This window comes from Acidaminococcus sp. HCP3S3_G9_1 (genome assembly GCF_052122455.1).
GTDB lineage: Bacteria > Bacillota > Negativicutes > Acidaminococcales > Acidaminococcaceae > Acidaminococcus.
On sequence record NZ_JBQKCH010000005.1, the window covers coordinates 25823 to 52307 of the forward strand.

21 protein-coding genes and 1 tRNA gene are annotated in these 26485 nt (G+C 57.1%); 21 read left to right on the top strand and 1 reads right to left on the bottom strand.

The window, feature by feature from the left end:
• The first annotated feature begins 150 nt into the window (after positions 1-150).
• The 11 genes from ACTQY1_RS04690 (at position 151) to ACTQY1_RS04740 (ending at position 8967) form a co-directional block, all read left to right on the top strand.
• Positions 151-2595, top strand: coding sequence for an EAL domain-containing protein (locus ACTQY1_RS04690; RefSeq protein ID WP_441373866.1), 2445 nt, complete (start codon positions 151-153; stop codon positions 2593-2595).
• Positions 2596-2736: 141 nt separating this feature from the next.
• A complete protein-coding gene (locus tag ACTQY1_RS04695; RefSeq protein WP_154487911.1) occupies positions 2737-3174 on the top strand; it encodes an Rrf2 family transcriptional regulator in 438 nt (145 codons plus the stop codon).
• A gap of 63 nt (positions 3175-3237) precedes the next feature.
• A tRNA-Arg gene (locus tag ACTQY1_RS04700) sits at positions 3238-3312 on the top strand.
• Positions 3313-3472: 160 nt separating this feature from the next.
• Complete coding sequence (locus ACTQY1_RS04705) at positions 3473-3895, top strand: acyl-CoA thioesterase (RefSeq protein WP_022487082.1); 423 nt, start codon at positions 3473-3475, stop codon at positions 3893-3895.
• Positions 3892-4431, top strand: a complete 540-nt coding sequence (locus ACTQY1_RS04710) for a hypothetical protein (protein WP_279128203.1) — start codon at positions 3892-3894, stop codon at positions 4429-4431. The genes ACTQY1_RS04705 and ACTQY1_RS04710 overlap by 4 nt, the downstream gene beginning before the upstream one ends.
• Positions 4424-5068, top strand: coding sequence for a coenzyme F420-0:L-glutamate ligase (locus ACTQY1_RS04715; RefSeq protein WP_279128204.1), 645 nt, complete (start codon positions 4424-4426; stop codon positions 5066-5068). Before ACTQY1_RS04710 ends, ACTQY1_RS04715 begins: the two co-directional genes overlap by 8 nt.
• A 324-nt stretch (positions 5069-5392) precedes the next feature.
• Positions 5393-5986 carry an RdgB/HAM1 family non-canonical purine NTP pyrophosphatase gene (rdgB, locus tag ACTQY1_RS04720; protein ID WP_022487085.1) on the top strand — a complete coding sequence of 198 codons (594 nt, stop codon included), beginning with the start codon at positions 5393-5395 and terminating at the stop codon, positions 5984-5986.
• Entirely contained in the window at positions 5965-6465 is a 501-nt protein-coding gene (locus ACTQY1_RS04725; RefSeq protein ID WP_279128206.1) for a metallophosphoesterase, read from the top strand. Before rdgB ends, ACTQY1_RS04725 begins: the two co-directional genes overlap by 22 nt.
• A 17-nt stretch (positions 6466-6482) precedes the next feature.
• A complete protein-coding gene (locus ACTQY1_RS04730) occupies positions 6483-7733 on the top strand; it encodes an NAD(P)-dependent malic enzyme (RefSeq protein WP_441373867.1) in 1251 nt (416 codons plus the stop codon).
• Positions 7734-7801: 68 nt separating this feature from the next.
• Positions 7802-8623 (top strand): MetQ/NlpA family ABC transporter substrate-binding protein, encoded by an 822-nt coding sequence (locus tag ACTQY1_RS04735; protein WP_308664144.1) that lies wholly within the window; start codon positions 7802-7804, stop codon positions 8621-8623.
• Between the two features lie 74 nt (positions 8624-8697).
• The gene (locus tag ACTQY1_RS04740; protein ID WP_022487089.1) at positions 8698-8967 is read left to right on the top strand and encodes a helix-turn-helix transcriptional regulator; all 270 of its coding nucleotides are present in this window, start codon (positions 8698-8700) and stop codon (positions 8965-8967) included.
• 262 nt (positions 8968-9229) lie between these two features.
• Here the strand turns inward: ACTQY1_RS04740 and ACTQY1_RS04745 are convergent, their stop codons facing one another.
• Positions 9230-10090, bottom strand: a complete 861-nt coding sequence (locus tag ACTQY1_RS04745; RefSeq protein ID WP_308664105.1) for a LysR family transcriptional regulator — start codon at positions 10088-10090, stop codon at positions 9230-9232.
• 165 nt (positions 10091-10255) lie between these two features.
• Here ACTQY1_RS04745 and ACTQY1_RS04750 point away from each other — a divergent pair, with 165 nt between their 5' ends.
• The 10 genes from ACTQY1_RS04750 to dnaJ all read left to right on the top strand — a co-directional run bounded on the left by ACTQY1_RS04750 (position 10256) and on the right by dnaJ (position 26439).
• Positions 10256-15193 (top strand): phosphohydrolase, encoded by a 4938-nt coding sequence (locus tag ACTQY1_RS04750; protein WP_308664104.1) that lies wholly within the window; start codon positions 10256-10258, stop codon positions 15191-15193.
• Positions 15194-15221: 28 nt separating this feature from the next.
• The gene (locus ACTQY1_RS04755) at positions 15222-16208 is read left to right on the top strand and encodes a lactate dehydrogenase (RefSeq protein ID WP_441373868.1); all 987 of its coding nucleotides are present in this window, start codon (positions 15222-15224) and stop codon (positions 16206-16208) included.
• Between the two features lie 27 nt (positions 16209-16235).
• The gene (locus ACTQY1_RS04760) at positions 16236-17321 is read left to right on the top strand and encodes a flavodoxin family protein (protein WP_022487531.1); all 1086 of its coding nucleotides are present in this window, start codon (positions 16236-16238) and stop codon (positions 17319-17321) included.
• A gap of 124 nt (positions 17322-17445) precedes the next feature.
• Positions 17446-18858 (top strand): anion permease, encoded by a 1413-nt coding sequence (locus ACTQY1_RS04765; RefSeq protein WP_308664103.1) that lies wholly within the window; start codon positions 17446-17448, stop codon positions 18856-18858.
• Between the two features lie 75 nt (positions 18859-18933).
• Entirely contained in the window at positions 18934-20394 is a 1461-nt protein-coding gene (locus ACTQY1_RS04770) for a nicotinate phosphoribosyltransferase (RefSeq protein WP_441373869.1), read from the top strand.
• A gap of 20 nt (positions 20395-20414) precedes the next feature.
• Complete coding sequence (gene hemW / locus ACTQY1_RS04775) at positions 20415-21548, top strand: radical SAM family heme chaperone HemW (protein ID WP_441373870.1); 1134 nt, start codon at positions 20415-20417, stop codon at positions 21546-21548.
• A gap of 109 nt (positions 21549-21657) precedes the next feature.
• The gene (gene hrcA, locus ACTQY1_RS04780) at positions 21658-22698 is read left to right on the top strand and encodes a heat-inducible transcriptional repressor HrcA (protein WP_012938084.1); all 1041 of its coding nucleotides are present in this window, start codon (positions 21658-21660) and stop codon (positions 22696-22698) included.
• A gap of 10 nt (positions 22699-22708) precedes the next feature.
• Positions 22709-23326, top strand: a complete 618-nt coding sequence (gene grpE, locus ACTQY1_RS04785; protein ID WP_022487527.1) for a nucleotide exchange factor GrpE — start codon at positions 22709-22711, stop codon at positions 23324-23326.
• A gap of 52 nt (positions 23327-23378) precedes the next feature.
• Positions 23379-25244 (top strand): molecular chaperone DnaK, encoded by a 1866-nt coding sequence (dnaK, locus tag ACTQY1_RS04790; RefSeq protein WP_441373871.1) that lies wholly within the window; start codon positions 23379-23381, stop codon positions 25242-25244.
• Between the two features lie 22 nt (positions 25245-25266).
• Complete coding sequence (gene dnaJ, locus ACTQY1_RS04795) at positions 25267-26439, top strand: molecular chaperone DnaJ (protein WP_303226321.1); 1173 nt, start codon at positions 25267-25269, stop codon at positions 26437-26439.
• Positions 26440-26485: the final 46 nt, after the last annotated feature.

Sequence of the window (26485 nt, forward strand, 5' to 3'; positions counted from 1 at the left end):
TTCATCAATGGACAATCATATAAAAAACAATTATAATAAAAAAGTATGACTGTTATTTTTGTCAATTTTACATAATAAATTGAAAAATCCGGAAGACAAAAAGTGAAACTTGGACGGGAAGTTGACAGGACCGGAAGAAGGGTGATGCCTATGATACAGGAAGAGAATTTGGATTTGATCCTCCAGCAGATTCCTGACCATCTGCCTGGAGGTGTTTTGATTTACCGGGACAATAAGCGGGAAGAAATTCTCTATGCCAATCCCGAAATGATTTCCATGCTGGGATGTTCCTCTTTTGACGAATTCCTGGAACTGACAGAAGGATCCTTTGCCACCCTGGTCCATCCTGAGGACAGGGAACGTGTGGAACGGGACATCCGGCAGCAGATTGCCGGCAGCCGGAGCAAGTTGGATTTCGTCAATTATCGGGTGTACCGGAAAGACGGTTCCATCCAAAGAGTGGAGGAATTCGGCCATCGGGTATTCATTCCCGGGGTGGGAGCGGTCTTTTATGTGTTTTTCCTGGACAATGACACCAGATACAAAATCTATGATATGGATTCTCTCCCCGGACTGCCGGGAAAGAACCGGTTCATGAAGCGGGCTTCCCGGCTCATGGAGCTGGCCAGGCTGGATCCCCGGGCCCAGAAACTGGCTCTGGTGTATGTGAATGTCCACAATTTCAACCGGTACAATATGCGCAACGGAAGCGAAAAAGGCAACCGGTTCCTGGTCCAGATGGCGGATGTGCTTCGGGAAAGCTTCCCCAACAAACTGATTTCCCGGTTCATGGATGATCATTTTGTGGTGCTCACCAGTCTTACTTCTCTGAAAAAACAGATTCCTGTGATTTCCAGCCGGGTCCGCCGATTCCATGATTCCCACCGGATGGACGTGAAATTCGGCGTTTATCCGGTGGAAGACCGCAGTGTTTCAGTGGAAAGCGCCTGTGGCATGGCCCAGCTGGCCTGCGACAGCATCAAGGAGATCCCGGACCGGCATGTGTGTTTTTACACCAAAGCCATGGGAGAAGAACGAAATCTGCGGAATTATGTGATTGACCATTTCCAGGAGGCTCTGGAAAAACGCTGGATCCAGGTATATTTCCAGCCGGTGGCCCGGACCATTTCCGGGACCATTGCCAGCGTGGAAGCCCTGTCCCGGTGGATGGATCCGGAAAAAGGGATGATATCTCCCGGGGTGTTCATTCCTCTCCTGGAAGAAAGCCGGCAGATCCGGAAACTGGACCTGTACGTACTGGAAGAAATCTGCCGCCTGTACCGGCTCCAGCTGGAAGCGGGGAGAACCGTGATCCCGGCTTCCTTCAACCTGTCCCGGATGGATTTCTTTCAGGGATCCATTTTTGAAGATGTGGAAGAAATCCGGAAGCGGTATCAGGTACCCCGGAATATGCTCTATGTGGAAATCACTGAGAGCGTCTTCGTCCATGAAGGAGACGTGCTCCATCAGGAAATCCAGCGGTTCCGGCAGGCTGGATACGAAGTGTGGATGGATGATTTCGGCAGCGGGTATTCTTCCCTGAATACCTTGAAAAATTATTGCTTTGATGAAATCAAAATCGACATGGCCTTTTTGTCCCAGTTTACGGAAAAATCCCAGAACATCATCAAGGCCATTATCCGGATGGCCAAAGAAATCGGCATCCACACCCTGATGGAAGGGGTGGAGACCCGGGAACACGCGGAATTTGCCCGGTCCATCGGCTGCGAACTGCTCCAGGGATATTATTATGGAAGACCCATGTCTTTTGGAGAATTGAGCCAGGCCTATCAGGAAAACCACTGGCAGGTGGAAACTCCTGAACTCCGCCGGTATTATGGAGCCCTGGGGCCTGTGGATTTCCAGACGGACAAGCCCATGGCCGTGGCGGAAGTGGGCCGGAACCGTTTCCGCTATCTGTTTGCCAATGAGGAATATGGGACCACCATCCAATCCGCCGGTATGGACAGCCTGCGGCAGAGTGCCGTGCTCGTCAATGCCCAGGCGGGGCCCATCAGCAAGAACATCCAGAACTTCCTGACGGATGTGGTCAGCAGCCGTACCGGAAAAGATCTGACCTATACGGTGAACGGACAGTACATGCAGCTGAAGGCCAACCACCTGGCTTCCCATGATCAGCATCATCTGGTCCTGCTCCATCTTACCAATTTCACCATCCAAAAAGAAAAAGGCCTTGCCGGCGACCTGGACTGGGTCATCCGGAATATGATGTATTTGTATCGGCATGTTTTCCTGGTGGATACGAAAGATGATATGGTCATCCCTCTGGTGATGAATTCACCGTTTCGGAAGTATTTGTTCCAAAAACGGTCCGGTGTCCGGGAGCTGGTCCAGGAGTACGTGGAGACCATGATCCATCCTTCAGACCGGGACCGGTTCCTGGCCTTCAACGATCCTCACTCTTTGATGGAACGGATCCGGAAAAGCCCGGAAGGGATGATTTCCGGCGGTTTCCGGACCCTTGGCAACGACGGGGAGTACCACTGGGACATCCATTCCATTTTTCCGGCCATCCGGAAGGGGAAGGTGTATCTGTTGTATACGGCGAGACATTTTCCCAAGGCTAACGCATAGTCCCTGGGCACAGGAGGCTAACGCATAACCCAGGCGGGGGATATGCACCTTTTGTTTTGTCAGCAGCGGATTTTGCCTGTGGCATGTACGTCCCCGGCTTGCTATAATAGGGACAGAATCACAGGAAAGGAACGGACCCATATGCAGGTATCGACCAAATTCACCATTGCCATCCATATCCTGGCAGCGGCGTCCTATTTTGGAAAGGATTACAAGATCACCAGCGAGTTCCTGGCCGGCAGCATCGGCTGCAACCCGGTGATCGTCCGGAACCTTATGAAGCAGCTGAAGGAAGCCGGGCTGATCTCTGTCCGCCGGGGGCCCGGGGGTGTGGAGGTGACCCGTCCTCTGGACCAGATCACCTTCTGGGATGTATATGACGCAGTGGAAACCAGCAAAGACCAGCTGTTCAATTTCCACGACAGTCCCAATCCCCGGTGCCCGGTGGGACGGAACATCCACAAAGCCCTGGATGGGAAACTCCAGGACATCCAGAAACAGTTCGAACAGGACCTCCGCCGGCACAATCTGGCGGAAGTGGTAGGGGACCTGGCCAGTGCCATTCAAAAAGAATCATAAAAAAATAAAAAAAGCCTTGCATCTTTCCGGACACTCTGCTATAATTACATTCGTTCGGTAAACACGCCCGTAGCTCAGTGGATAGAGCAACGGCCTCCGGAGCCGTGTGCGGTGGTTCGATTCCACTCGGGCGTACCATTAAAATCTACCTCATAGTTCGCGTCAGCGGGGTATGAGGTTTTTTGTTGCCCAGGTGATTTTTTCAGAAAGCCGGGCCGGACAAAACGTGGTATAATGAAAAAGCTGTCAATCCATGGCTGGTTTGTGAACAGCCGTGAGGGAGAAAAGAGGTTTTGCCGTGGTTAGTATTACAGATCGAGTGCGTTTTTCAGAAACGGATCTGATGGCGGTAGTCCATCACACCAATTATCTCCGCTGGTTCGAAATGGGCCGTGTGGCCTGGTTCCGCCAGGCGGGCATCGACCTGAACGGACTCCATGAGGCCGGTTTTATGGTCCCCATTGTGGAAGTCCAGTGCAAATACCGGCAGTCAGCCCGGTTCGACGATGTGTATGAGATCCAGACTACTCTCAAAGCCTGCAGCCGGGTCATGATCCAGTTCAGCTACCGGATCCTCCGGAAAGCGGACGGGGTCCTGCTGGCGGAAGGCACCTCCAAGAATGCCTTTGTGAACCTGGAGGGGAAGGTAACAAGGCTGACACCTGATTACTATGAAAAACTGCAGCAGCTGGCTGCACAAGAAAGGGAGATCCAACCATGATCAATGTGATTTTGCTGATTCTGGGGCTGTGCGTACTGGGCCTTCTGGTAATGATTGTCTACGCTGCCCTGAAACCCACGGATGACACCCGTGTGGTAATGGAGGAAAAGACGCCGCTGAAGCTGGAAAGCCTGGACCACGACAAAGCCGTCCTGTCCTTTGAAGTGCCTCTGCGGAACAAGAGCGCTGAAAGCGCCGCCATCACTGACTGTTTCGTACGGCCGTACCTGCCCCAGGAACAGTTCCCTGATGCCTGGTGCGAAGGCAATGTGGAAAAAAGCGATCGGCGCCGCAGCGACCATTATTTTGAAGCCCTGGTGCTGAAGGAATGGTCTGAATGGAAACTGATCGTCACCCTGACTCTCCGGGCCCGGAACGGCAAGGACATGCGGGAAATCATCACCCGGATGGTGGATATGGATGGAGCCGTCTTCGTGTGCGGCGTGGGCCGGAAAGCCCATTACGTACGGAAATTCTTCTTCACCGTATTTGCCGATGAACTGAAAAAACTGGCAGGGGGTGCCTACAATGGCTGAGAAATACGAAATCATTCCAATTCCTACCCGGATACTCACTGTCCATGACAACATTGTGGATGCTGTCCGGGAATTCGGCGGGGACAAGATCGGTCCCCGGGACGTGGTCTGTGTGGCCGAAAGTGTGGTGGCCATTACCCAGAACCGGGCCATCCGTCCGGAAACCCTGAAGATTTCCTTTGCGGCCAAGGTGCTGAGCCAGCTGTTCCCGGGCATCGGGAGCATCGGCAACTGGTCCGCCATGCAGAGCCTGCTCAATGAATCCGGCACCCTGAAGGTGCTGTTCGCTGTGGTGGTGGGCTTCTTCGCCAAATGCCTGGGCAAGAACGGGGTGTTCTACCAGCTGGGCGGGGAACAGGCCCGGCTCATCGACGACATCACCGGCACCATGCCTCCCTATGACAAGCACATTGTCCTGGGGCCCAAAAACCCGGTGCGGGTGTCTGAAAGCATCAAGGAAGGTCTGGGGTGCTTCGGCGCCGCCGTGGCCGATGTCAACGACCTGAAACGGTCCTGCTGCCTGGGCTGCACCAAAGGGGTGGATCCCCGTCTGGTGGAAAAAATCCTGATCAACAATCCCTTCGGCAATGACAGCCAGAAGACGCCGATTTGTGTGATCAAGAACTATATCGACTAGGGGCTAACGCATAACCCCTGAGCGCCATAGCAGGCCATCTGCTTTGTCAGGAGGGATTTGGAAGCCGGGCATATACCGCCGTGTATTATGCCCAACTTCCAAATCCCTCCTTTCGCGCATCTGACCTACTCTGACGCTCAGGGAAGCAATCGGGGATTTTTAGAAATATAATGTTCAAGGCCGGCGTATGCCGGCTTCCATCGGCCAGTGACCAGTGACAATTTGGCCAGTGACAGGAAAAAGTTCCGTCACGAAACTTTTTTCCTCTGGATTTATCCTCCCGCAACAGGTACAATAACAGTTGTAGAAAAGGTAGGTGAAACGATGTTGGAAGTTGTAATCGCAACCCATAATCTGGGCAAAGTAGAGGAATTCAAGTCGTTGATGGACGAACTCGGCATCACCTTTACCTGCCTCAGCGATTATGCCCCTGTGCCCGAACCGGAAGAAACCGGTCGGACTTTTGCGGCCAATGCCCGGCTGAAAGCCCGGTACTATGCCAAGGCCCTGGGCAAGGTCTGTCTGGCCGATGATTCCGGCCTGGAAGTCCTGAGCCTGAAGGGGGCTCCCGGTGTCCGTTCCGCCCGTTATGCCGGCGAAGACGCCACCGATGAAGAAAACAATGAACTGCTCCTGGCCAATATGAAAATGCAGGTCCGGCGGAACTGCCGGTTCTTCTGCGCCCTGGCCATGGCCAACCCGGAAGGGAAGATCCTGGTGGAAAGCGCCGGGATCTGTGACGGGATCCTGCTCCACGAACCTCACGGGACCAACGGCTTCGGCTATGATCCCCTGTTCTGGTCCACGGAGCTCCACAAGCCTCTGGGAGAGGCCACCATGGAAGAAAAGAATGGCATCAGCCATCGGGCCAAGGCCATTCGGAAGCTGGTAAACCAATGGAAAAAAATGAACCGATGAGGATCGGCGTAGTCAGCGATACCCACGGAGACCTCCAGGCCCTGGCACAGGTACTGGACCAGGCCGGGGAAGTAGACCTGTGGCTCCATGCCGGTGACTACAGCCAGGATGCTCCCTATATCGAGGAAATCACCGGCATTCCGGTGTATGCGGTGTGCGGCAACTGCGACAGTTATGAAGACCGGGCCCCGGCGGAACTGGTGACCCGACAGCTGGGGTTCACCCTGGCCATGACCCATGGCCACCGGTATGTCCGGTACAATGACTGGAGCCGTCTGCTGTACTGGGGAGAAGAAAAAAAGGCGGATGTGGTGATTTTCGGCCATATCCATGTACCGGTGAACCGGGAAGAAGACGGAATCTTGCTGATCAACCCCGGCAGTCCCAGCCGTCCCCGGAACGGAGTGCCCAGTTTCGGCATCCTGACCCTGGAAAAGGGAAAAAAACCGGTATTTGAAGTGCAGGAAATGAAAGAGTAGGGAAAGGAGCCAACCAAATGGCAAATACGGAAGATCTGAACAAAGAGGCACTGGAACTCCATGCCAAAAATCACGGGAAACTGGAGGTCCGCTGCAAGGTACCCCTGGAAAACGGACATGACCTGTCCCTGGCCTATACTCCCGGGGTGGCAGAACCCTGCCGGAAAATCAAGGAAAACCCGGACCTGTCCTTTGAATACACCTGCCGGGGCAATATGGTGGCCGTAATCAGCGACGGCACCCGGGTCCTGGGCCTGGGGGACATCGGTCCTGAAGCCGCCATGCCCGTTATGGAAGGGAAGGCCGTCCTGTACAAGAAATTCGGGGACGTGGATTCTGTGCCCATCTGCATCGATACCAAGGATCCGGAAGAATTCGTGAACATCGTGGAAAAACTCCAGCCTTCTTTTGGAGGCATCAACCTGGAAGACATCTCTTCCCCCAAATGCTACGCCATCGAAGCGGAACTGATCAAACGGTGCAAGATCCCTGTGTTCCATGATGACCAGCACGGCACTGCCATCATTGCCTGCGCCGCCATCCTGGGGGCTCTCCGGTTCGTGAAAAAGGACATCGATAAGGTGAAAGTAGTGGTCAACGGCTGCGGGGCTGCCGGTTCCGCCATCGGCAAACTGCTGGTGCGCCTGGGTGTGAAGAACCTGACCATGATCGACGTCCATGGGGCCGTGTACGAAGGCCGTCCGGGAGAAATAGACATGGCCACTGCCTATCTGGCCAGCGTCACCAACCAGGACCACTACAAAGGGGACCTGAAAGGGGCCGTAAAGGGAGCCGATGTGCTCCTAGGGGTTTCCGCTCCCCGGCTGTTCACCAAAGAAGTGATCCAGAGCATGAATGACAACGCGGTGGTATTCGCCCTGGCCAACCCGGTGCCTGAAACCACCTACGAAGAAGCCAAGGCTGCCGGCGCTGCCGTAGCCGGTACCGGCCGCAGCGATGCCCCCAACCAAGTGAACAACGTGTGTGTGTTCCCGGGGATCTTCCGGGGTGCCCTGGCCGTCCGGGCTTCCGCCATTACGGAAGAAATGAAAGTGGCTGCCGTTAAAGCCATCACCGGGCTGATTGCTGATGATGAACTGCGGGAAGACTATGTGGTTCCCGGCGCCTTCGATCGGCGGATCGTCCCGGCCATTGCCGCCGCCGTGGCCAAAACCGCCATGGAACAGGGCATCGCCCGGGTAAAGCGGGATCCGGAAGATATCCGGAAAGAAGCCGCTGAACGGGTGGAACGGAACTGGAATGCCTGATTTTTCCAAAGAACGGAAAATCGGCTGACTGCTGCTAAAACAACAAAACAAAAAGGGAGGAAAAAATGATGAAAAAACTGGCACTGGTACTGGCCGGACTGCTGGCTCTGGCCGGCATCGCCGGGGGCTGCGGAAGCTCCACCGGCAGCAAACCCGCAGGGGGAGACAAAAAAGTAGTCCTGAAAGTGGGAGCTTCTCCGGTTCCCCATGCAGAGATCCTGGAACAGGTGAAACCCCTGCTGGCCAAAGAAGGGGTGGACCTGCAGGTGGTGGAATTCACCGATTACGTGAAACCCAACCTGAGCCTTAGCGACAAGGAAATCGACGCCAACTTCTTCCAGCATCTGCCGTACCTGGAAAAATTCTGCAAAGACCGGAACCTGTCCCTGGTTTCCGTGGGCAAAGTCCACATCGAACCCATGGGCGTGTACTCCAAGAAGATCAAAGACATCAAATCCGTGCCTGACGGCGCCAAAATCGCCATCCCCAACGATCCCACCAACGGGGGCCGTGCCCTGGCCATCCTGGAAAAGGCCGGCCTGCTGAAACTGAAGGACGGGGTAGGGGTCATGGCTACCGCCAATGACATTGTGGACAACCCCAAGAACCTCCAGATCACCGAAGCCGAAGCCGCCATGCTGCCCCGGACCCTGGATGATGTGGATCTGGCGGTGATCAACTCCAACTTCGCCATGGAAGCCAAACTGAATCCCTCCAAGGATGCCCTGTTCATCGAAGCCAAGGATTCTCCTTATGCCAACATCGTGGCCGTACGGAAAGGCGACGAAAACCGGCCGGAAATCCAGAAGCTGATGAAAGCCCTGAACAGCCCGGAAGTGAAGAAATTCATCGAAGAAAAATACAAAGGCGCCATTATCCCGGCGTTCTGATGCCAAAAGAGGTGTTGCACCAGCAACACCTCTTTTGCTATACTGGAAGAAAAACTTCGGAGGCCTTATCCATCATGTCCAATACCATTGTTTATGAAGACGGCACAGCATTCCATCCCGGTTCCTATCTGGAAGACCTTCTGGATGACTGGCAGATGACCCCGGCCCAGTTCGCCCACAAACTGGGGAAACCCCTGGAAACCGTGGACCAGCTCCTGGCCGGAGAAATCCCGGTGGACCTGGAACTGGCCAGCAAACTGGAAGAAGCCACAGAAATCAGCGCTGCCGCCTGGCTGAATCTCCAGTTCATGTTCGACGAAAAAGTGGAAGCGCACAAGAAGTAAAGGAGGGGCTGTTGCATAAGCAACAGCCCCTTTGGCCGCGAGTCTCGAGTCGTGAGTCGCGGGCCACTGGATAGAACTTGTCCTTCGACCAGGTTCTTCTTATTGTGTATAACCGTAGGGGGCGCAGGCCCGGCGCCCCGCAAAATGCGCAGATCATCGATGATTTGGCGGGCTGCCCGGCGTGCAGCCCCTACGGTACCGATTTACACGTTCAAAAGTTTGCCTGCAAATTTTTCATTTGGCTCGCGACCGGGGTGTGAATTTATTCACACTCCCTCACAAACTCTCCGATCCCCGGATGGGTCCGGGTATCCTGGAGCCATACCAGGTTGATGCTGGCTGCCGGCACCCCTTCCAGGGGGACGGCGGCCAGTTCTTTTTCTGTCCGGGCGAATTCTTCCGGCAGGAAGCCGGCGGCGGCTCCGGACCGGATGTAGGACAGGATGGTGAATACCTGGCTGGTCTGGTGGAGGACCTGGGGTTCTGTCTGGGCCTGGGCGAACAGCCGGCGGATGTACCGGGTCTGGCCGAAGGTGTCCGGGAACAGTACCAGGGGCACCCCGGCCAGGTTCTGGAAGGAGAGAAATTTCTTCCGGGCCAGGGGATGGGTCCGGGCCACAAACAGTTCCAGCCGGCTTTTCTTGATGATCTTGCAGTGGTAGGGGGACAGGGGCAGATGGTTGGTGACACACAGGATCAGGTCCAGTTCCTGCCGGTCCAGGAGCCCGTACAGCACGCTGGCGGTGTCCTCTACCGTGCGGATCTGATAATGGGGATGCCGGGCCAGGAACTGCTGGTGGAGCTGGGGGAAAATGGTGTTCCCGCACATGGGCACCACCCCGATCCGCAGGATCTGCCGGCCGGTTTTCAGGGAAGTCCCCAGTTTTTCCAGCTCCTCGCTTTCTTTCAGCCAGCGCTGGCAGCCTTCCCACAGCTTCCGGCCCTCCGGGGTGAGAGAAATGGTGCTGTGCTGCCGTTCAAAAAGGGCTACGCCGCAGTCCTGTTCCAGTTCCTTGATGGCCTTGGAAACTGCCGGCTGGGAAATATGGAGCTTTTCCGCCGCCCGGGAAAAGGTACCCCACCGGCACACGGCGGCAAAGGTGGGAATATAGGACAAACGCATGGGAATACTCCTTATCCATAACTGATGGTTGGGTGAACCAACGAATTAGTATTTTACAAAGTTATCTTAAAAGAGTATAACAGAAGCATCAGGGAAAGGAAAGGGAACGTGGTATAATGGAACTGTCGCTAACGGAATTTTTTGACTTATTTTGGGAGATCCATTATGAACCATACCATAGATCCTGCTGCTTTGTGGGACACCCTCCAGGGAGCTTTGCTCATGCCGGACTTCTGCCGGGCCCTGGGGCTGACCGCCGACCAGATGGAACGGCAGCTCCGGTCCTGGGGGCTCCAGGAGGCCTGTCCGCTTCTTTCCGGGGCGGCTGAGGAAAAGGGCCGCTTTTCCGCCGGCTCCGTGCTGGAAATCCTCCGGGGATTCCTGCCCCCTCTGGCGGACGAGCCGTCCCAGGGCTGGCTTACCGACTGCTACCAGTACCTGCTTCGGCAGATTTTCCCGGAAACCACCCAGCCGGAACCGGCTGCTGACGCCGTCCGCTATGAAGCCGGCCGGCGGCTGTTCCTTCAGGTGCTCCGGGGACTGTACCATTATGAATACATCCACTGCCCCTTCGACCCCTGCCGGAACCTGGTGCTGCTCCCGGCCGGAGAAGTCCGGAAGGAACAGTACACCCGGGAATATCCCCGGTTCCGCACCCTGGTCCGGGTTCGGTATCTCTACGAATTCATGCGCCTGGGCACGGAAGTGACCCCTTTCAACACCCTGGGGCACATTGGTGGGGTCACCTATGTGGCCCTGTTCATGGCCCGGCAGCTCCACCGCCGGCAGGTGCCTGTGGACGTGGCTCTTATCGCCGGAGCTGCCGCCCTTCACGACATAGGCAAATACGGCTGCAAAAAAGGGGAGGAGCGGCGGGTTCCCTACCTCCATTACTACTATACGGACCTGTTCTGCGAACGGGAAGGGCTGCCCCAGATGGGCCACATTGCCGCCAACCATTCCGTATGGGACCTGGAACTGGAAAACCTGTCCGTGGAATCCCTGCTGCTGATCTATGCGGATTTCCGGGTGAAAAGCTACCGGGACAAGGAAGGGAAGGAAATCATCCATTTCTACACCCTCCAGGAAGCCTTTGACGTAATCCTCAGCAAACTGGACGATGTGGACGGGGCCAAGCGTCGGCGGTACCAGAAGGTCTACCGGAAACTGGCGGATTTCGAAGCCTACATGGCCGAACTGGGGGTCACCCTGGACCTGCCGGAGGACTTCGCCCAGGAGCCTCTCCGGGAACAGGTCCGGCCCCACCGGGAAATGGTGCTTATGGAAGGAGAGGAAGTGGTCCGGCAGCTGAAATACACCGCCATTGCCCACAACATCCGGCTCATGAGCATTTTCCGCAGTGAACGGGACTTCGGCAACCTCATCGAAGCCGCCCGCAGCGAACCCAACTGGAAGAACCTCCGGGCCTATATCAGCATCTTCGAGGAATATTCCACCTACATGACGGAACGGCAGAAGCTGATGACCCTCCAGTTTCTCTACGAACTCCTGAGTCACCGGGAAGAGGACATCCGGGTCCAGGCGGCGGAACTGATGGGCCGGATCGTGGCCAATTTCAACGAGCGCTACACCAAGGAACTGCCCAAAGGGGTGCTGCTGCCCCGGAAAAAGGTCACCAACCGGACACTGTTCCGCCAGTACGTGGAGCAGATCATCGATCCGGGGCTCCGGTACACCCAGCAGCACAAAAACCGGATCGGGGCCTGTCTGGGGCCCTTCCTCCGGTCGGTGCTGGCCACCCGGTACCAGCGGCTGGGCACGGCCCTGGCCAATATTGCGGAAGAAGAGCACCCAACGGCCCTGTATCTGGAAATCCTCCAGCCCTGGTACGAAAGGCCCGCCGCCACTCCGGAACAGCAGATGATCCTCCTCCAGGCCCTGCTGTTCCTCCGTCCGGAAGATCTGACCGATTCCTTCCGCCAGGCGGTGGAAAAAGCCCTCCGGACCGCGGGACGGGACCCCAGTTCCATTGTGCGGATCGGGGCCCTGTACGGGCACCATCACCTGTTCGGGGGCCAGGACGGGGAAGACATATTCATACCCCGGCTGCTCCGGACCATGGACCTGCCGGAAGAACCGGCGGCCTTTGGGGAAAAGGAAAGCAGCCTGTTCCTGGAAGACCTGAAAAGCGGCATCCACTGGCTGATCAAAATCGCCAACATCCATCTCATGTGCCACGACCTGCTCCGGCAGAAGGAACGGGGGAATGTGATGCACCTGGGGATGCACCTGTGCAACCTGGTGAAGGTCAGCGAGCACCTGGCAGTGCGCCAGGCAGCCGGGGAGGCCCTGCTGAAGATCGCCGACACCATGACCTGGGCCCAGCGGAACGAAATGGCGGTGGAACTGTTCAACGGTCTGGAAATCGGAGACCTCCAGATCACCAAATATGTGCCGGAATACCTGGGAAAGCTGATCCTGAAGCTACTGCCGGAGGAACTGGACGAATTCCTCAGTTCCCTCCGGGCGGAAATCGATTCCACCAACTTCCAGCTGGCCGGGGCGGCGGTGAACACCATGGGGGTGGTGCTGGAAAACTTTCAGGACTTTGCGGACCGGTTCCCCCAGGAAACGAAACGGAACCAGGGGCGGCAGCTCCAGCTGCTTTACGCCATCCTCCGGGCCTATGCCCACTACAACCGGGAACTGAGCCGGGACGCCTTCCGGGCCCTGGCCGCCTATGTGTTCGGCAGCGGGAAGATGCCGGAAAACCGGAAGGACTTCCTGTTCCTCCACAGCGCCAAGAAAATCTGGGTGCTGCTCAACGAAAACTCCGAAGCCATGCTGGATTTCTACACCAACGCGGCGGTACTGAACCACCTGTACCGGTATGTGGGCCGGGCGGAAACGGACCGGGGCGGGTTCGCCTTCCCGCCGGAGCAGAAGGTGTGCTTCTATCCCGGCACCTTCGACCCTTTCAGCAGCGGCCACAAGGCAGTGGCCCGGCGGATCCGGGACATGGGCTTTACGGTGTACCTGGCCCTGGACGAATTTTCCTGGTCCAAGCACACCCAGCCCCGGCTCATGCGCAGGAAGATCATGAACATGTCCGTGGCGGATATGGAAAACATCTATCCTTTTTCCGAAAATCTGTCGGTGAACATTGCCAATCCGGAAGACATCCGGAAACTGAAGGCCATTTTCGCCCACAAGGACCTGTATCTGGCGGTGGGCTCCGATGTGGTGGAAAATGCCTCCGCCTACCGGCTGGAGCCCACGGAAGATTCCATACATGCGGTGAACCACATTATCTTTGAACGGGAGACCCGGGAAAACGCCAACTGGTACACCGACGCCCCCGGGGGAAAAGTGAAGGAAAAAATCGCCGAACAGAAGATCCGGGGAAAGATCCTCCATCTCCGGCTGGACAAATTCTTCGAGGACGTGAGTTCCACCCGGATCCGGGAGAACATCGACCAGAACCGGGACATTTCCGCCCTCATCGACCCGGTGGCCCAGAACTTCATCTACGCCAACAATCTGTATCTCCGGGAACCGGCCTACAAACACGTGCTGGAAGCCCGGGAAATCGGCATCGGGGATTTCCGGCCCCGGACCTGGAACCAGCTGCCCCATCTCCCGGCTCTGGCCCGGCAGGTGGGGGCCAATCCCGTCCTGCTCCAGAAGTACCTGGCCTGGGAGGCGGAGGACGGCCGGCCCAGAGTCTTCACCCAGTATGTGGATACCGGGGAAGGAGGGGAACGGCTGGCGGCTTTCGGAGCCGTGCACCAGGTGCCCATGCAGAGCCTGCTCCTGGAATTCCAGGATCCCCGGGTGGCGGAACACATCCGGGAGGAAGCCTCCGGGCGCATCGCCTCTCTGGGCTGGTTCTCCGTCAGTGAGGAAAGCCCCATTTCCCATCCGGGACAGATCCTTTTGACGGAAATCATGACGGAACTGCTGAACCGGGACTTCACCTACGTGGTCTACCATCCGGTGGATCCTTCCGGCTACAGCGAAAAGGCCGTGGGAGTCCTGGTCCGCCAGGGGTTCGTGGATATCGCCCCGGAAGGGTCACCCCATCCTCTCTATGCAGCCCACATCAAATCCCCGGTGGTGCTGTTCCGGGACGTGGAAACCACCATCAAGAATCCCTTCAACAAGAACCTCCGGGTCCAGAAGGCCCTGGACAAGGCCCACAACAACCTGCTGTCCGTACTCCGGCGGCTGTATCCCGGCCGGCTGATCCTGTCCTTCAACACCAGCGCCATGCACTACCGGATCATCCAGAAGGTGGCCCGGCTCAACGGGGTATCCACCCTGGAAGACCCCAAGAAGCGCCGGGGACCCTACATGTCCGTGCCTTTCGGCAAGGCCCTCAGCGATGTGCTGGTGCCCAACACGGTGACCAAGGCCCTCCACATCGAAAAGTACTTCAACCGGTCCGTCAAGGGGTTCACTCTGGCGGAAGCCCATCACTACGCCACTGTGGACAACCAGGTGAAGACCATCCGGTCCTTCCGCCGGCCGGTGATCCTTATTGACGACCTTCTGGAAAAAGGCCACCGGATGCGGATGCTCACCCCCTACCTGAAAAAGAACAATGTGGAAGTCCAGGAGGTGCTGGTGGGGGTCATGACCGGCTACGCCATGGATCTTATGGCCCAGCAGGGATACCGGTGCCAGTGCGCCTATTTCCTGCCCTCCCTGGAGCTGTGGCTCAACGAGCGGGACTGCTACCCCTTCATCGGCGGGGACAGCATCGACAATGCCAACAACTACAGCGGCTATGACAGGAATCCTTCGGTGAACCTGATCCTGCCCTATGTGAAGCCGGAATTCATCCGCCAGGGAGATGCGGACGCGGCCTATCTGTATTCCCTTACCTGTCTCCAGAACGCCAAGCTGATCATGGAGACCCTCCAGGACGAATACCAGGCCCTGTACGAAAAACGGCTGACCCTGAAACGGCTGGGAGAAGTGATCTCCGTCCTCCGGATCCCGGATATGGACATCGGGGTGAAGTTCGACCCCAACATGGATCCCACCCGGTTCATCGAAAACGACATCGAACGGCTGGTCCGGCTGCGCTGGGGTGAATCCGGCACCGGACTGTATGACAGGAACCGGGGCGGCGAATGAGCTGCCTTTGGTGAAAGGAGTGCTGCAAATGGAAAACAACTGGCTTCACATCAGCGATCTGCCCAAAGAGGCGGGAATCACCCAGCCCCTGTCCCTGCTGGGGCGTCCGGCTCTCAGGGAAAAGAACCGGGTCCACATCCTGGCCCTGGGGGACGTGGGACGGACCATGCTCATCGGGCTCCGGCTCCTGGGGTCCGACAAGATCGCCTCCATAGGCCTCTGCGACCTGAACGAAAAGAACCTCCAGCGGCTGGAAATCGAAATCAATCAGATCCGGTATCCTTTCCCGGAAGGGGACCAGGTGCTGCCGGCCGTGGATATCGTCACTGAAGACAGGCTCTTTGACTGCGACGTGTTCATTTTCTGCGCCACCAAAGGGACTCCTCCCCTCGGGGCCAAAGGGGATATGCGGATGATCCAGCTGGCGGCCAACAGCGAACTGGTCCGGCACTTCGGGGACCTGGCCCGGAAGGCAGGGTACCAGGGCCTGGCCTGCATCGTTTCCGACCCGGTGGACAACCTGTGCCGGGCCTTCCTGGAAAGTTCCGGCCTGGCGCCCTGGCAGGTCCAGGGATACGGGTTGGGAGTCATGAACGCCCGGGCCTGTTACTATGCGGAAAAAGATCCCCGGCTCACCCATTATCTGAAAGAAGGACGGGCCTTTGGTCCTCACGGCCAGGATCTGGTGATCGCCGACAGCCTGGAACACTACAATGATGAGCTTTCCCGGGAACTGACCCGGAAAACCGTCACCTGCAACCTGGCAGTCCGGGAACTGGGGTACAAGCCCTACATTGCTCCGGCCCTGTCCAGTGCGGCCATTTCCATCCTGCTGACCCTCCGGGGTGCCTGGCACTACGGATCCCTGTACCTGGGGGACGGGAAAGAGGGGGCCTTCCTGGGCATGAAGAACCGGCTGACGGAACAGGGATTTGAATATGAAGACGCGGCTCTGTGCCCGGAACTGTACGCCCGGATCCGCCACGCCTATCTGAATCTGTGCCGGATGAAATAACCGGCGGGGAAACAGGAAGGGATTTCTATGTTCTATGTGATCAAAATGGGATGGCACGAAGAGGAAACCACCTGCCGGGTGGACGGGGCCCTGAAAAGGGCTCTGGCAGGCCATCCCCATGTGGTTGTGGACCGGCTGTCGGATTTTGCCAGGATGTTTCCGGAAACCGGCCCACGGGAACCCGGTCCGCACAAGCTGCTCTTTGCGGTGAACCTGGGAGTGGGAGGCATGAGCCTGGGATTTGCCCGGATCATCGCCTACATTTCCCTCCATCCCCGCTGCCTGGAAAACTGCACCGGCAGCGTGGTGGTGGACGGGGAGGACGAACTGTTCACCAAAAAGGCCGGAAGGGAAATGATCTTCATGGCCAACCGGTCCGGCTGCGCCTTTCCCGGGGCGCCCCTGGTGGAAGCCACCGGGTCCCTGTACAACTTCAATATCCGGGCCAGGATCCAGGGCATCGGCAACCAGGAGGCCTACGAAAACGCCGTGGCCCAGCTGGTGGACAAGCTCCTGGTCTTTGACGGGGTTCCGGCGCCGGAAGGGGGACGGCACAAAATCGCTCTGTTCCACGCCAGCAGCCGGAAGACCTCCAATACCCTGCTGCTCTGGAGCCTTGTCCGGAAGCAGCTGGAACCAGCGGCCCAGATCCGGGAAGTGAGCCTCCGGAACGGCACCGTGGTGGACTGCCGGGGCTGCAGCTACGAAGCCTGTCTCCATTTCGGGGAGCAGGGGGACTGTTTCTACGGAGGGGTCATGGTGGAAGAAGGGTACCCGGCCATCCGGGAAAGCGACACCCTGGTCTTTGCCTGTCCCAATTACAACGATGCAGTAAGCGCCAACATCATGGCCTTCTTCAACCGGATGACCGCCCTGTTCCGGACGGACTACCGGGAATTTGCCAAAAAGCGGATCTTCGCCCTGGTGGTCAGCGGCTACAGCGGGGGAGACATTGTGGCGGAACAGGTGATCGACGCCCTGAACTGCAACAAGCACTTCATCCTGCCTCCGCATTTTGCCCTGATGGAAACCGCCAATGACCCGGGGAGCATCCTGCAGAACCAGGGGCTGGAGCAAAGAGTGAAGGAGATGGCCCGGCGGATTGCCGGGTAGAGAGTTTCCCTCTTTTTAAAACAATTTAAATGATGTACAATAAGAAGCTGTAACCGGCTGTTGCGGAACGGCTTCTTTTTGTCTATCTGGCAACGGCCCCTATCCAAGAAAGAAGGCTGACAATGTGACCCTGTTCAAAAAATGGCAACAACTGATTTTCTGCGGGTTCCTGGGCGCCCTGTCCTTCCTGGTGCCTCCTCCGGGAGACCTGGCCCCGGCCGGCTGGCATGTGTTCGGCGTCTTTGCCGCCACCATTGTGGGGCTGATCCTGAAACCTCTGCCCATGGGCGTCATGGCTCTTTTGGGCATGGTGAGCCTTTGTCTCACCCGGGCCCTTACCCTGAAAGAAGCTCTCAGTGGATTCAGCATCCCTACCATCTGGCTGGTGGTAGTGGCCTTCTTTATTTCCCGGGGCATCGTAAAGACCGGGCTGGGGGAACGGATTGCCTATCTGTTTGTGGAACGGTTCGGCAAAAAGCCCCTGTTCCTGGCCTATTCCCTGGTGGCCAGCGACCTGGTGATTGCCCCGGCCATGCCCAGCAACACCGCCCGGGCCGGAGGCATCCTGGCTCCCATTGTCCAGTCCCTGAACGTGACCTTTGGTTCCGACCCCAAAGAAGGGACCCAGAACAAACTGGGGAATTTCCTGGTGCCGGTGGTGTTCCAGTGCGACGTGGTGATTTCCGCCGTGTTCCTTACCTCCATGGCCGCCAACCCCATGGCCGTCAGTTTCGCCAGCGATCTGTTGGGGGTGAACATGACCTGGGGCGGCTGGCTGGCGGCTTCCTGTGTGCCGGCAGTGATTTCCCTGGTGCTGTTCCCGCTGGTGATCTATAAAATGAACCCGCCGGAACTGAAGGAGACTCCGGAGGCTCCGGCTCTGGCCCGGCAGAAGCTGGATGCCATGGGTCCCCTGAAACGGGAAGAAAAAGCCATGGCCGTGATCTTTCTTCTGCTCATCGGTCTCTGGGCCGGGGGCCGGTACATCGGTCTCAGTGAAACTCTCACCGCCCTTTTTGGCCTGTGCCTGCTGCTGTTAGCCAACGTGCTTACCTGGGATGACATCAAAAGTGAAAAAGCCGCCTGGGATACTCTGGTCTGGTTCGCCATCCTGGTGATGATGGCCGGATTTTTGAACACCAAAGGGATGATCCCCTGGTTCAGCAAAGAAATGAGCGCCCTGGTGGCCGGGGACAACGGACTGGTGGCCATGGCCATCCTGGCAGTGGTGTACTTTTATTCCCATTACCTGTTCGCCAGCAGCACCGCCCATGTAAGCGCCATGTACGCCGCCTTCCTCAGCGTCATGGCCAGCGCCGGGGCACCGTCCACCATGGCCGCCTATGTGCTGGCCTGGTTCAGCAGCCTGTTCGGATGTCTCACCCATTACGGCTCCGGCCCGGCTCCCATCTTTTTTGGCGCCGGATATGTGACCCAGAACCGGTGGTGGCAGATCGGCTTCGTCCTGAGCCTGCTGTCCATCCTGATCTGGGGCGGCATCGGCTGTCTGTGGGGGAAGGTCCTGGGAATGTGGTAAAAATTTAATTTTCCGAAAACGGCCAAACTGTGGTACAATGGGTAACAAATACTGTACCTGGAAAGGCGGAGACCCATGAAACAATTTGATGCAAGAAATCTGTCCATGATGTTTGACCTCTATGAAATGACCATGGCCAACGGGTATTTTGAAGACAAGAAACGGGACAGGGACGACTACGTGTCCTTTGATGTATTTTATCGGAACAATCCGGACGGAGGCGGTTTCGCCATTTTTGCCGGTCTGGAACAGGTGCTGGATTACCTGGAAAACATGCACTTTTCCACCGAAGACATTTCCTATCTCCGAAGCCTCCATGTATTCAGCGAACCCTTCCTCCAGTGGCTGGAAACCTACCAGTTCCGGGGAAATGTATATGCCATGCCCGAAGGCAGTGTGATTTATCCTGATGAACCCCTGCTGACGGTGTACGCTCCTCTGGTGGATGCCCAGCTGGTGGAAACCGCTATCCTGTGCGAGATCAACCACCAGTCCCTGATCGCCACCAAGGCCCAGCGGATCGTGAAAGCCGCCCAGGGCCGGGGGGTGTCCGACTTTGGCGCCCGCCGGGCCCACAACATGGACGCCGCCGTATACGGGGCCCGGGCCGCCTATATCGGCGGAGCTGACAGCACGGCCACCGTCCTGGCCGGCCAGATGTTCAACATCCCGGTAAGCGGCACCATGGCCCACAGCTGGGTCATGTACTATGACGACGAATACACCGCTTTCAAGCGGTTCGCGGAAATCTACCCGGACAACGCCATCCTGCTGGTGGATACCTACGATGTACTGGATTCCGGGGTGCCCAACGCCATCCGGGTGGCCAAGGAAGTACTGGAACCCATGGGCAAACGGCTGAAAGGGATCCGGATCGACTCCGGGGACCTGGCCTACCTGTCCAAAAAGGCCCGGAAGATGCTGGACGATGCCGGGCTCACCGATGCCATCATCGTCATGAGCAACTCCCTGGATGAATACACCATCAGCTCCATCCTGGAACAGGGCGGCTGCGTGGATTCCTTCGGGGTGGGGGAACGGCTGATCACCGCCAAGAGCGACCCGGTCTTCGGGGCCGTGTACAAGCTGGTGGCTGTACACAAGGACAAAGCCATCATCCCCAAGATCAAGATCTCCGAAACCTTTGAAAAGATCACCAACCCGGGCCGGAAACGGGCCTGGAGAGTGTATGACAAAACCGGCCATGCCATTGCGGATCTCCTGACCCTCCATGACGAAGATCCCCGGGAAAGAGCCGAATTCCCCTTTGTGGATACCCAGCGGCCCTGGAAGAAGATGAGCTTCAAAGACTGTACCTTCCGGGAACTCCAGGAACTGGTGCTGGAAAAAGGCAAGCGCCTCCACCCGTCCCCGTCCCTGGAAGAAATCCGCCGGTACGTGCGGAAGCAGCTGGACCACGAAATCTGGCCCGAAGAACAGCGTTTCAGCAACCCCCATATGCATTTCCTGGACATGAGCCCCCGGTACTACGCCATGAAGATGGCCCTGCTGGAAGATGTGAAGAAGGGGAAATAAGACGGTCAAAGGAGAACACCATGTCCCATCCCTGGGAATCGTACCAGGCGGTTTATGTGCACATCCCTTTTTGCGTCCATAAATGTGCCTACTGTGATTTTGCTTCGTATCAGATTTACAACGACCATATCATGAACGACTGCGTCCGGCGTCTGGTGGAGGAAATCTCCGCCTGTACGCCGGCTTTGCCGGTTTCGCCCAGGGCTACGGTGTATTTCGGCGGGGGCACCCCCAGTGTGCTGCCTCTGGATAATCTGGCCGCCATTGTTTCCGCCCTGAAGGAACGGGGCTTCTGGCAGCAGCCGGCGGAAGCCACCCTGGAGGCCAATCCGGGGACGGTGGACCTGGAACGGCTCCGGTTTTACCGGTTTTTGGGGTTCGACCGGCTGAGCCTGGGAATCCAGTCCTTCCAGCAGTCTGAACTGGCGTCCATGGGACGGATCCATACGGCGGAGCAGGCGGAAGAAGCCATTGCCCTGGCCCGGCAGGCCGGGTTCCGGCGGATCAGCGGCGATTTGATCTACGGTTACCCTGGCCAGACAGTGGAATCTGTCCGGGATTCCCTGGAACGGCTGCTGCAAACCGGGGTGGACCATGTGTCCGTCTACGGTCTTACGGTGGAAGAGGGGACCCTTCTGGCCAAACAGATCCGGGAAGGGCAGCTGGCCCTGCCTTCGGAAGAGGAAACCGGCGCCATGTACGACCTGCTCATGGAAGAACTGCCCAAAGCCGGGTACCAAAGGTACGAAATCTCCAATTTTGCCCGGCCCGGCCAGGAATCCCGGCACAACCAGGTGTACTGGCACTACGATCCCTATCTGGCCTTCGGTCCTGCTGCCTGCGGGTTCGACGGAAAGAAACGGGAGACCAATCCCCGGAATCTGATGGTCTATCTCCGGGGAGAAGTCCCGGAACAGGAAGAACTGACTCCCACGGAACGGCGGGAAGAGCTGGTGTTCATGAACCTGCGCACCGCCAAGGGACTGTCCCTGGAAGAATTCCGACTGCGGACGGGAGAAGATTTCTTCCATATATATAAAGAAGGGTTCGCCCATTGCCAGAACCGGGGCTGGATCACCCGGGAAGGGGACCGTATCCGCCTTACGGAACAGGGGATGCGGTACGGAAATCTGGCCTTTGAAGAATTTTTGTAAAAAGGCAAATATTTTTAGGGAAAGTATTGACAATTTGACTAAAGAGGTGTATCTTTACACTTAGATGTTAGCACTCCAATTATTAGAGTGCTAACAATCCAGAAGAGAGATGATTACAGTGCTGAGTGACCGCAAGAAAAAAATTCTTCAACTGATCATTGAAGACTATATCGAAACGGCGGAGCCTGTAGGATCTCGCAGCATCGCCAGGAAGTACAATCTGGGGATCAGCCCGGCAACCATCCGGAACGAAATGTCCGACCTGGAACTGCTGGGTTATCTGGAGCAGCCCCATACTTCGGCGGGCCGTGTCCCGTCGGCGGCTGCCTATCGGTACTATGTGGATTCCATTGCCAAACCCGATGCCCTGGCGCCCAATGATGTGGCGCTGATCAACAGCTGGTTCCGGGAACGGGTCCACAGCATCGACGATATCTTCCAGTCCACCGCCAAGATCCTGTCACGGATGAGCAAGAACGTGTCCGTGGTGCTGGCCAACAAGGACAGTGAAAGCGTATTTTCCTATCTCCGCTTCCTGCCCCTGAACGAGCACCAGGCCATCCTGTGCATCGTGGCCAACGACGGGCGGATGGACAACAGTGTGATCCAGATCCCGGCGGGCATGAGCCGCCTGGAAATGGACACCCTGGCCCAGAGAGTCACCAACAAGCTCCATGGGATGAAGCTGAACGATATCACAGACCAGATCCTGAAAGACGTCCGGGATGCCCTGGCTGGGGACAAAGCCCTGTATGCTTCTCTGATCCAGGTGGTCAGACAGATGCGGAGCGGCCAGTCGGAGAACAAGATGTACCTGGGCGGCACCAAACAGCTGCTCAGCCAGCCGGAATTCAAGGATCCGGAACGGATCCGGGAGCTGCTGAGCGTGCTGGAGGAAGAGCAGATGCTGAAAGACATGCTGATGGCCGACAAGGACTCCGGTCTCAAGGTGACCATCGGCAGCGAGAACAAATTTTCCGGCATCCAGGACTGCAGCATGATCCAGGCCACCTACCGTCTCAACGGACAGGTGGTGGGGACCCTGGCGGTCCTGGGACCGACCCGTATGGAATACCGGAAGGTGATTTCCGTCATGGATTACCTTCACAACTACCTGCGGGTGGTCATGAATAAAATGGATGAAAAGTAGGGGAGGACCAATGGAAAAGGACCAGCAGAAGAACCCGGAAACCGTGAAGGCAGAGGGTGCGGAAGCGGCCCAGGCCCAGACTGCGGCGGAAGAAACCGCAGAACAGGCCAAGGCAGCGGAAGCAGCCCAGGCTGACACCAAAGACGAAAAAGCAGCAGAACCCGATCCCAGGGACGAAAAGATCGCCCAGCAGGAACAGCAGATCGCTGACCTGCAGAACCGGCTCCTGCGGCTCCAGGCAGATTTTGACAACTTCCGGAAACGGAACAACGAAGAACGGGAACGTCTGGGCCGGTATGTAACCGGACAGGTGGCCCGGGAATTTTTGAAGGTGCTGGACAATTTCGAACGGGCGGAAGCCAGTCTGGAAACCAGCAAAGACGGAGCGGCCATCCAAAAAGGCATGGAAATGATCCACAAGCAGTTTGAAAAGGCACTCCAGACCCTGCACATCGAAGAAATCCCGGCGGAAGGCAAGCCTTTCGATCCTCAGATCCATGAAGCCGTGATGCAGGGCAGCAACCCGGATCTGCCGGATGAAAGCATCGACCTGGTCCTGGAAAAGGGCTACAAGATCGGTGACGACGTAATCCGTCATTCCAAGGTACGGGTTGTCCGCAACGATTGAAAACAACGTTTTGAACGATTGATAATTCCAGAGTGTACAGGAGGAATTCATTATGTCTAAGATTATTGGTATTGACTTAGGGACCACCAACTCCGTAGTCGCTGTCATGGAAGGCGGCGAACCTACGGTTATTACCACCCAGGAAGGCGGCCGGCTGACTCCTTCCGTGGTTGGCTTTACGAAAAACGGGGAAAGACTGGTAGGCCAGCTGGCCAAACGCCAGGCTGTATCCAACCCGGAACGGACCATCAGCTCCATCAAACGGCACATGGGCACCAAATACACGGTGACCATTGACGGCAAGGATTATACTCCGGAACAGATTTCCGCCATGATCCTGGAAAAGATGAAGGGCGATGCAGAACGGTATCTGGGTGAAAAAGTCACCGAAGCCGTCATCACCGTACCGGCTTACTTCAACGACAGCCAGCGTCAGGCCACCAAGGATGCAGGCCGGATCGCCGGGCTGGATGTAAAACGGATCATCAACGAACCCACGGCTGCAGCTCTGGCTTACGGCATCGATAAATCCGACGACCACACCATCCTGGTTTACGACCTGGGCGGCGGCACCTTCGATGTGTCCATCCTGGAACTGGGCGACGGGGTGTTCGAAGTGAAATCCACCAACGGGGATACCCATCTGGGCGGCGATGACTTCGATAAACGGATCATGGACTGGATGTGCGATGAATTCAAGAAACAGAACGGCATCGACCTGACCGGGGACAAGATGGCCATGCAGCGGATCCGTGAAGCTGCTGAAAAAGCCAAGATCGAACTGTCCAACATGCTGACCACCAACATCAACCTGCCGTTCATTTCCGCAGGCCCCAACGGCCCTGTGCATATGGACCTGGATCTGACCCGGGCCAAATTCGATGAAATGACCAGCGACCTGGTTGACCGGACCCTCGTGTGCGTCAACAAGGCCCTCAGCGATGCCAACATGACCCCGAAAGACATCAACAAGGTCCTGCTGGTAGGCGGTTCTTCCCGTATCCCTGCGGTGCAGGAAGCCATTAAACGGACCATGGGCCAGGAACCGGCTCACGGGGTGAACCCGGATGAATGTGTGGCCATGGGTGCTGCCATCCAGGCCGGTGTACTGGCTGGGGATGTGAAAGACGTCCTGCTGCTGGATGTAACGCCTCTGTCCCTGGGTATCGAAACCATGGGCGGCGTAATGACCAAGATCATTGACCGGAACACCACCATTCCTACTTCCAAGAAACAGATCTTCTCCACGGCTACCGACAACCAGCCCTCTGTGGATATCCACGTACTCCAGGGCGAACGGGAAATGGCTGCGGACAACAAAACCCTGGGCCGTTTTGAACTGTCCGGCATTCCGGCAGCTCCCCGGGGAGTGCCTCAGATCGAAGTGGCCTTCGATATCGATGCCAACGGTATCGTAAACGTAAGCGCCAAGGATCTGGGTACTGGCAAGGAACAGAAGATCACCATTACTTCTTCCGGCAGCCTGAGCAAGGAAGAAGTGGACAAGATGGTGAAGGAAGCCCAGGCCAACGAAGCCGCCGACAAGAAGCGGAAGGAAGCCGTAGAAGCCAAGAACCAGGCAGATACCCTGATCTACCAGGCTGAAAAGACCGTGAAGGACATGAACGGCAAAGGCCATGACGACCTGATCAAGAAGGTCCAGGACGCCATCGCCACCCTGAAAGAAACCATGAAAGGCGACGATACCGACAAGATCAAAGCCGATACCGAAGCCCTGCAGAAACCTCTGTATGAACTGAGCGCTGAACTGTACAAGCAGAACCAGGGCGCTGCCCAGGGTGCTGCCGGTGCCAATGCCAACACCAACGCCGGTGCAGGCGCCGACGGAGGGACCGAAAGCAAGAAAGCCGACGACGATGTAGTGGATGCGGAAGTCGTTGACGACGACAAGAAATAAGCTTTCCTAGAGGGAGATACGGATGGCAGAGAAGAGAGACTACTATGAAGTGCTGGGCGTTTCCAAAAACGCCACAGCCGATGAGCTGAAAAAGGCCTACCACAAACTGGCCCGGAAGTATCACCCCGACCTGAACAAAGACAATCCGGAAGCAGCGGACAAATTCAAAGAGGCCAACGAAGCCTACAGTGTCCTCAGCGACCCCCAGAAGAGAGCGGCCTATGACCAGTACGGCCATGCTGCTTTCCAGAACGGAGGAGGACCCGGCGCTGGTGCCGGCAACCCCTTCGGCGGCGGGTTCCAGGGCTTTGGAGGTTTCGGCGGCGGAGAAGGCATGGACGACATCTTCAACATGTTCTTTGGAGGTGCCGGACGGGGCGGTTCCGGCCGGCGGGCCGACAATGGCCCCCGGCAGGGGTCCGACCTGCGGATGGACCTGCAGATCACCTTTGAAGAGGCCGCTTTTGGCACGGAAAAGAAGATCCGCCTGAACCGGGAAGAGGAATGTGAAACCTGTCACGGTTCCGGGGCGGCTCCCGGCAGCACGCCGGAAACCTGTCCGGACTGCCATGGTACAGGGGAGATCCGGGTTACCCAGAATTCTCTCTTTGGCCAGGTGGTCAACGTCCGGACCTGTCCCAAATGTCATGGTACCGGGAAGATTGTCACCAATCCCTGCAAGGACTGCCATGGCACAGGCCGGGTGAAAAAGAAACGGATGCTGACGGTGAAGATCCCTGCCGGCGTGGACAATGGGTCCCGTCTGCGGGTGGCCGGCGAAGGGGAAGCCGGGCTCCGGGGCGGACGTCCCGGGGACCTGTACGTATACCTGTACGTGAAACCCCACAAGTTCTTTGAACGGGACGGCACCACCGTAACCTGCGAAGTGCCCATCAACATCGTCCAGGCTACCCTGGGGGCGGAGATTGAGGTGCCCACCCTGTACGGCCAGGTGAAGGTGAAGATCCCGGAAGGGACCCAGCCCAACAAGATCCTGCGTCTCAAAGGGAAAGGGATCGTATCCCTGCGGTCGGGTCAGAAGGGCGACCAGATGGTCCGGATCAAAGTGGTGATCCCCACCGGGCTCAGCGAGGCCCAGAAAGAGGCCCTGCGGAAGTTCGGCGATGCCAGCGGAAGCACCATCAATCCGGAAGAAAAAAGTTTCCTGAACAAAATCAAAGATCTGTTCAAGTAAAGGAAAAAATGGCTGCTGTACGTGTCAATACACGTACAGCAGCCAT

Bases quoted from the DNA above. Each gene is read 5' to 3' on its own strand.
- ACTQY1_RS04690 (WP_441373866.1), top strand. From the start codon at position 151: ATGATACAGGAAGAGAATTTGGATTTGATCCTCCAGCAGATTCCTGAC.
- ACTQY1_RS04695 (WP_154487911.1), top strand. From the start codon at position 2,737: ATGCAGGTATCGACCAAATTCACCATTGCCATCCATATCCTGGCAGCG.
- ACTQY1_RS04710 (WP_279128203.1), top strand. From the start codon at position 3,892: ATGATCAATGTGATTTTGCTGATTCTGGGGCTGTGCGTACTGGGCCTT.
- ACTQY1_RS04715 (WP_279128204.1), top strand. From the start codon at position 4,424: ATGGCTGAGAAATACGAAATCATTCCAATTCCTACCCGGATACTCACT.
- rdgB (WP_022487085.1), top strand. From the start codon at position 5,393: ATGTTGGAAGTTGTAATCGCAACCCATAATCTGGGCAAAGTAGAGGAA.
- ACTQY1_RS04725 (WP_279128206.1), top strand. From the start codon at position 5,965: ATGGAAAAAAATGAACCGATGAGGATCGGCGTAGTCAGCGATACCCAC.
- ACTQY1_RS04730 (WP_441373867.1), top strand. From the start codon at position 6,483: ATGGCAAATACGGAAGATCTGAACAAAGAGGCACTGGAACTCCATGCC.
- ACTQY1_RS04735 (WP_308664144.1), top strand. From the start codon at position 7,802: ATGAAAAAACTGGCACTGGTACTGGCCGGACTGCTGGCTCTGGCCGGC.
- ACTQY1_RS04740 (WP_022487089.1), top strand. From the start codon at position 8,698: ATGTCCAATACCATTGTTTATGAAGACGGCACAGCATTCCATCCCGGT.
- ACTQY1_RS04745 (WP_308664105.1), bottom strand. From the start codon at position 10,090: ATGCGTTTGTCCTATATTCCCACCTTTGCCGCCGTGTGCCGGTGGGGT.
- ACTQY1_RS04750 (WP_308664104.1), top strand. From the start codon at position 10,256: ATGAACCATACCATAGATCCTGCTGCTTTGTGGGACACCCTCCAGGGA.
- ACTQY1_RS04755 (WP_441373868.1), top strand. From the start codon at position 15,222: ATGGAAAACAACTGGCTTCACATCAGCGATCTGCCCAAAGAGGCGGGA.
- ACTQY1_RS04760 (WP_022487531.1), top strand. From the start codon at position 16,236: ATGTTCTATGTGATCAAAATGGGATGGCACGAAGAGGAAACCACCTGC.
- ACTQY1_RS04770 (WP_441373869.1), top strand. From the start codon at position 18,934: ATGAAACAATTTGATGCAAGAAATCTGTCCATGATGTTTGACCTCTAT.
- hemW (WP_441373870.1), top strand. From the start codon at position 20,415: ATGTCCCATCCCTGGGAATCGTACCAGGCGGTTTATGTGCACATCCCT.
- hrcA (WP_012938084.1), top strand. From the start codon at position 21,658: ATGATTACAGTGCTGAGTGACCGCAAGAAAAAAATTCTTCAACTGATC.
- grpE (WP_022487527.1), top strand. From the start codon at position 22,709: ATGGAAAAGGACCAGCAGAAGAACCCGGAAACCGTGAAGGCAGAGGGT.
- dnaK (WP_441373871.1), top strand. From the start codon at position 23,379: ATGTCTAAGATTATTGGTATTGACTTAGGGACCACCAACTCCGTAGTC.
- dnaJ (WP_303226321.1), top strand. From the start codon at position 25,267: ATGGCAGAGAAGAGAGACTACTATGAAGTGCTGGGCGTTTCCAAAAAC.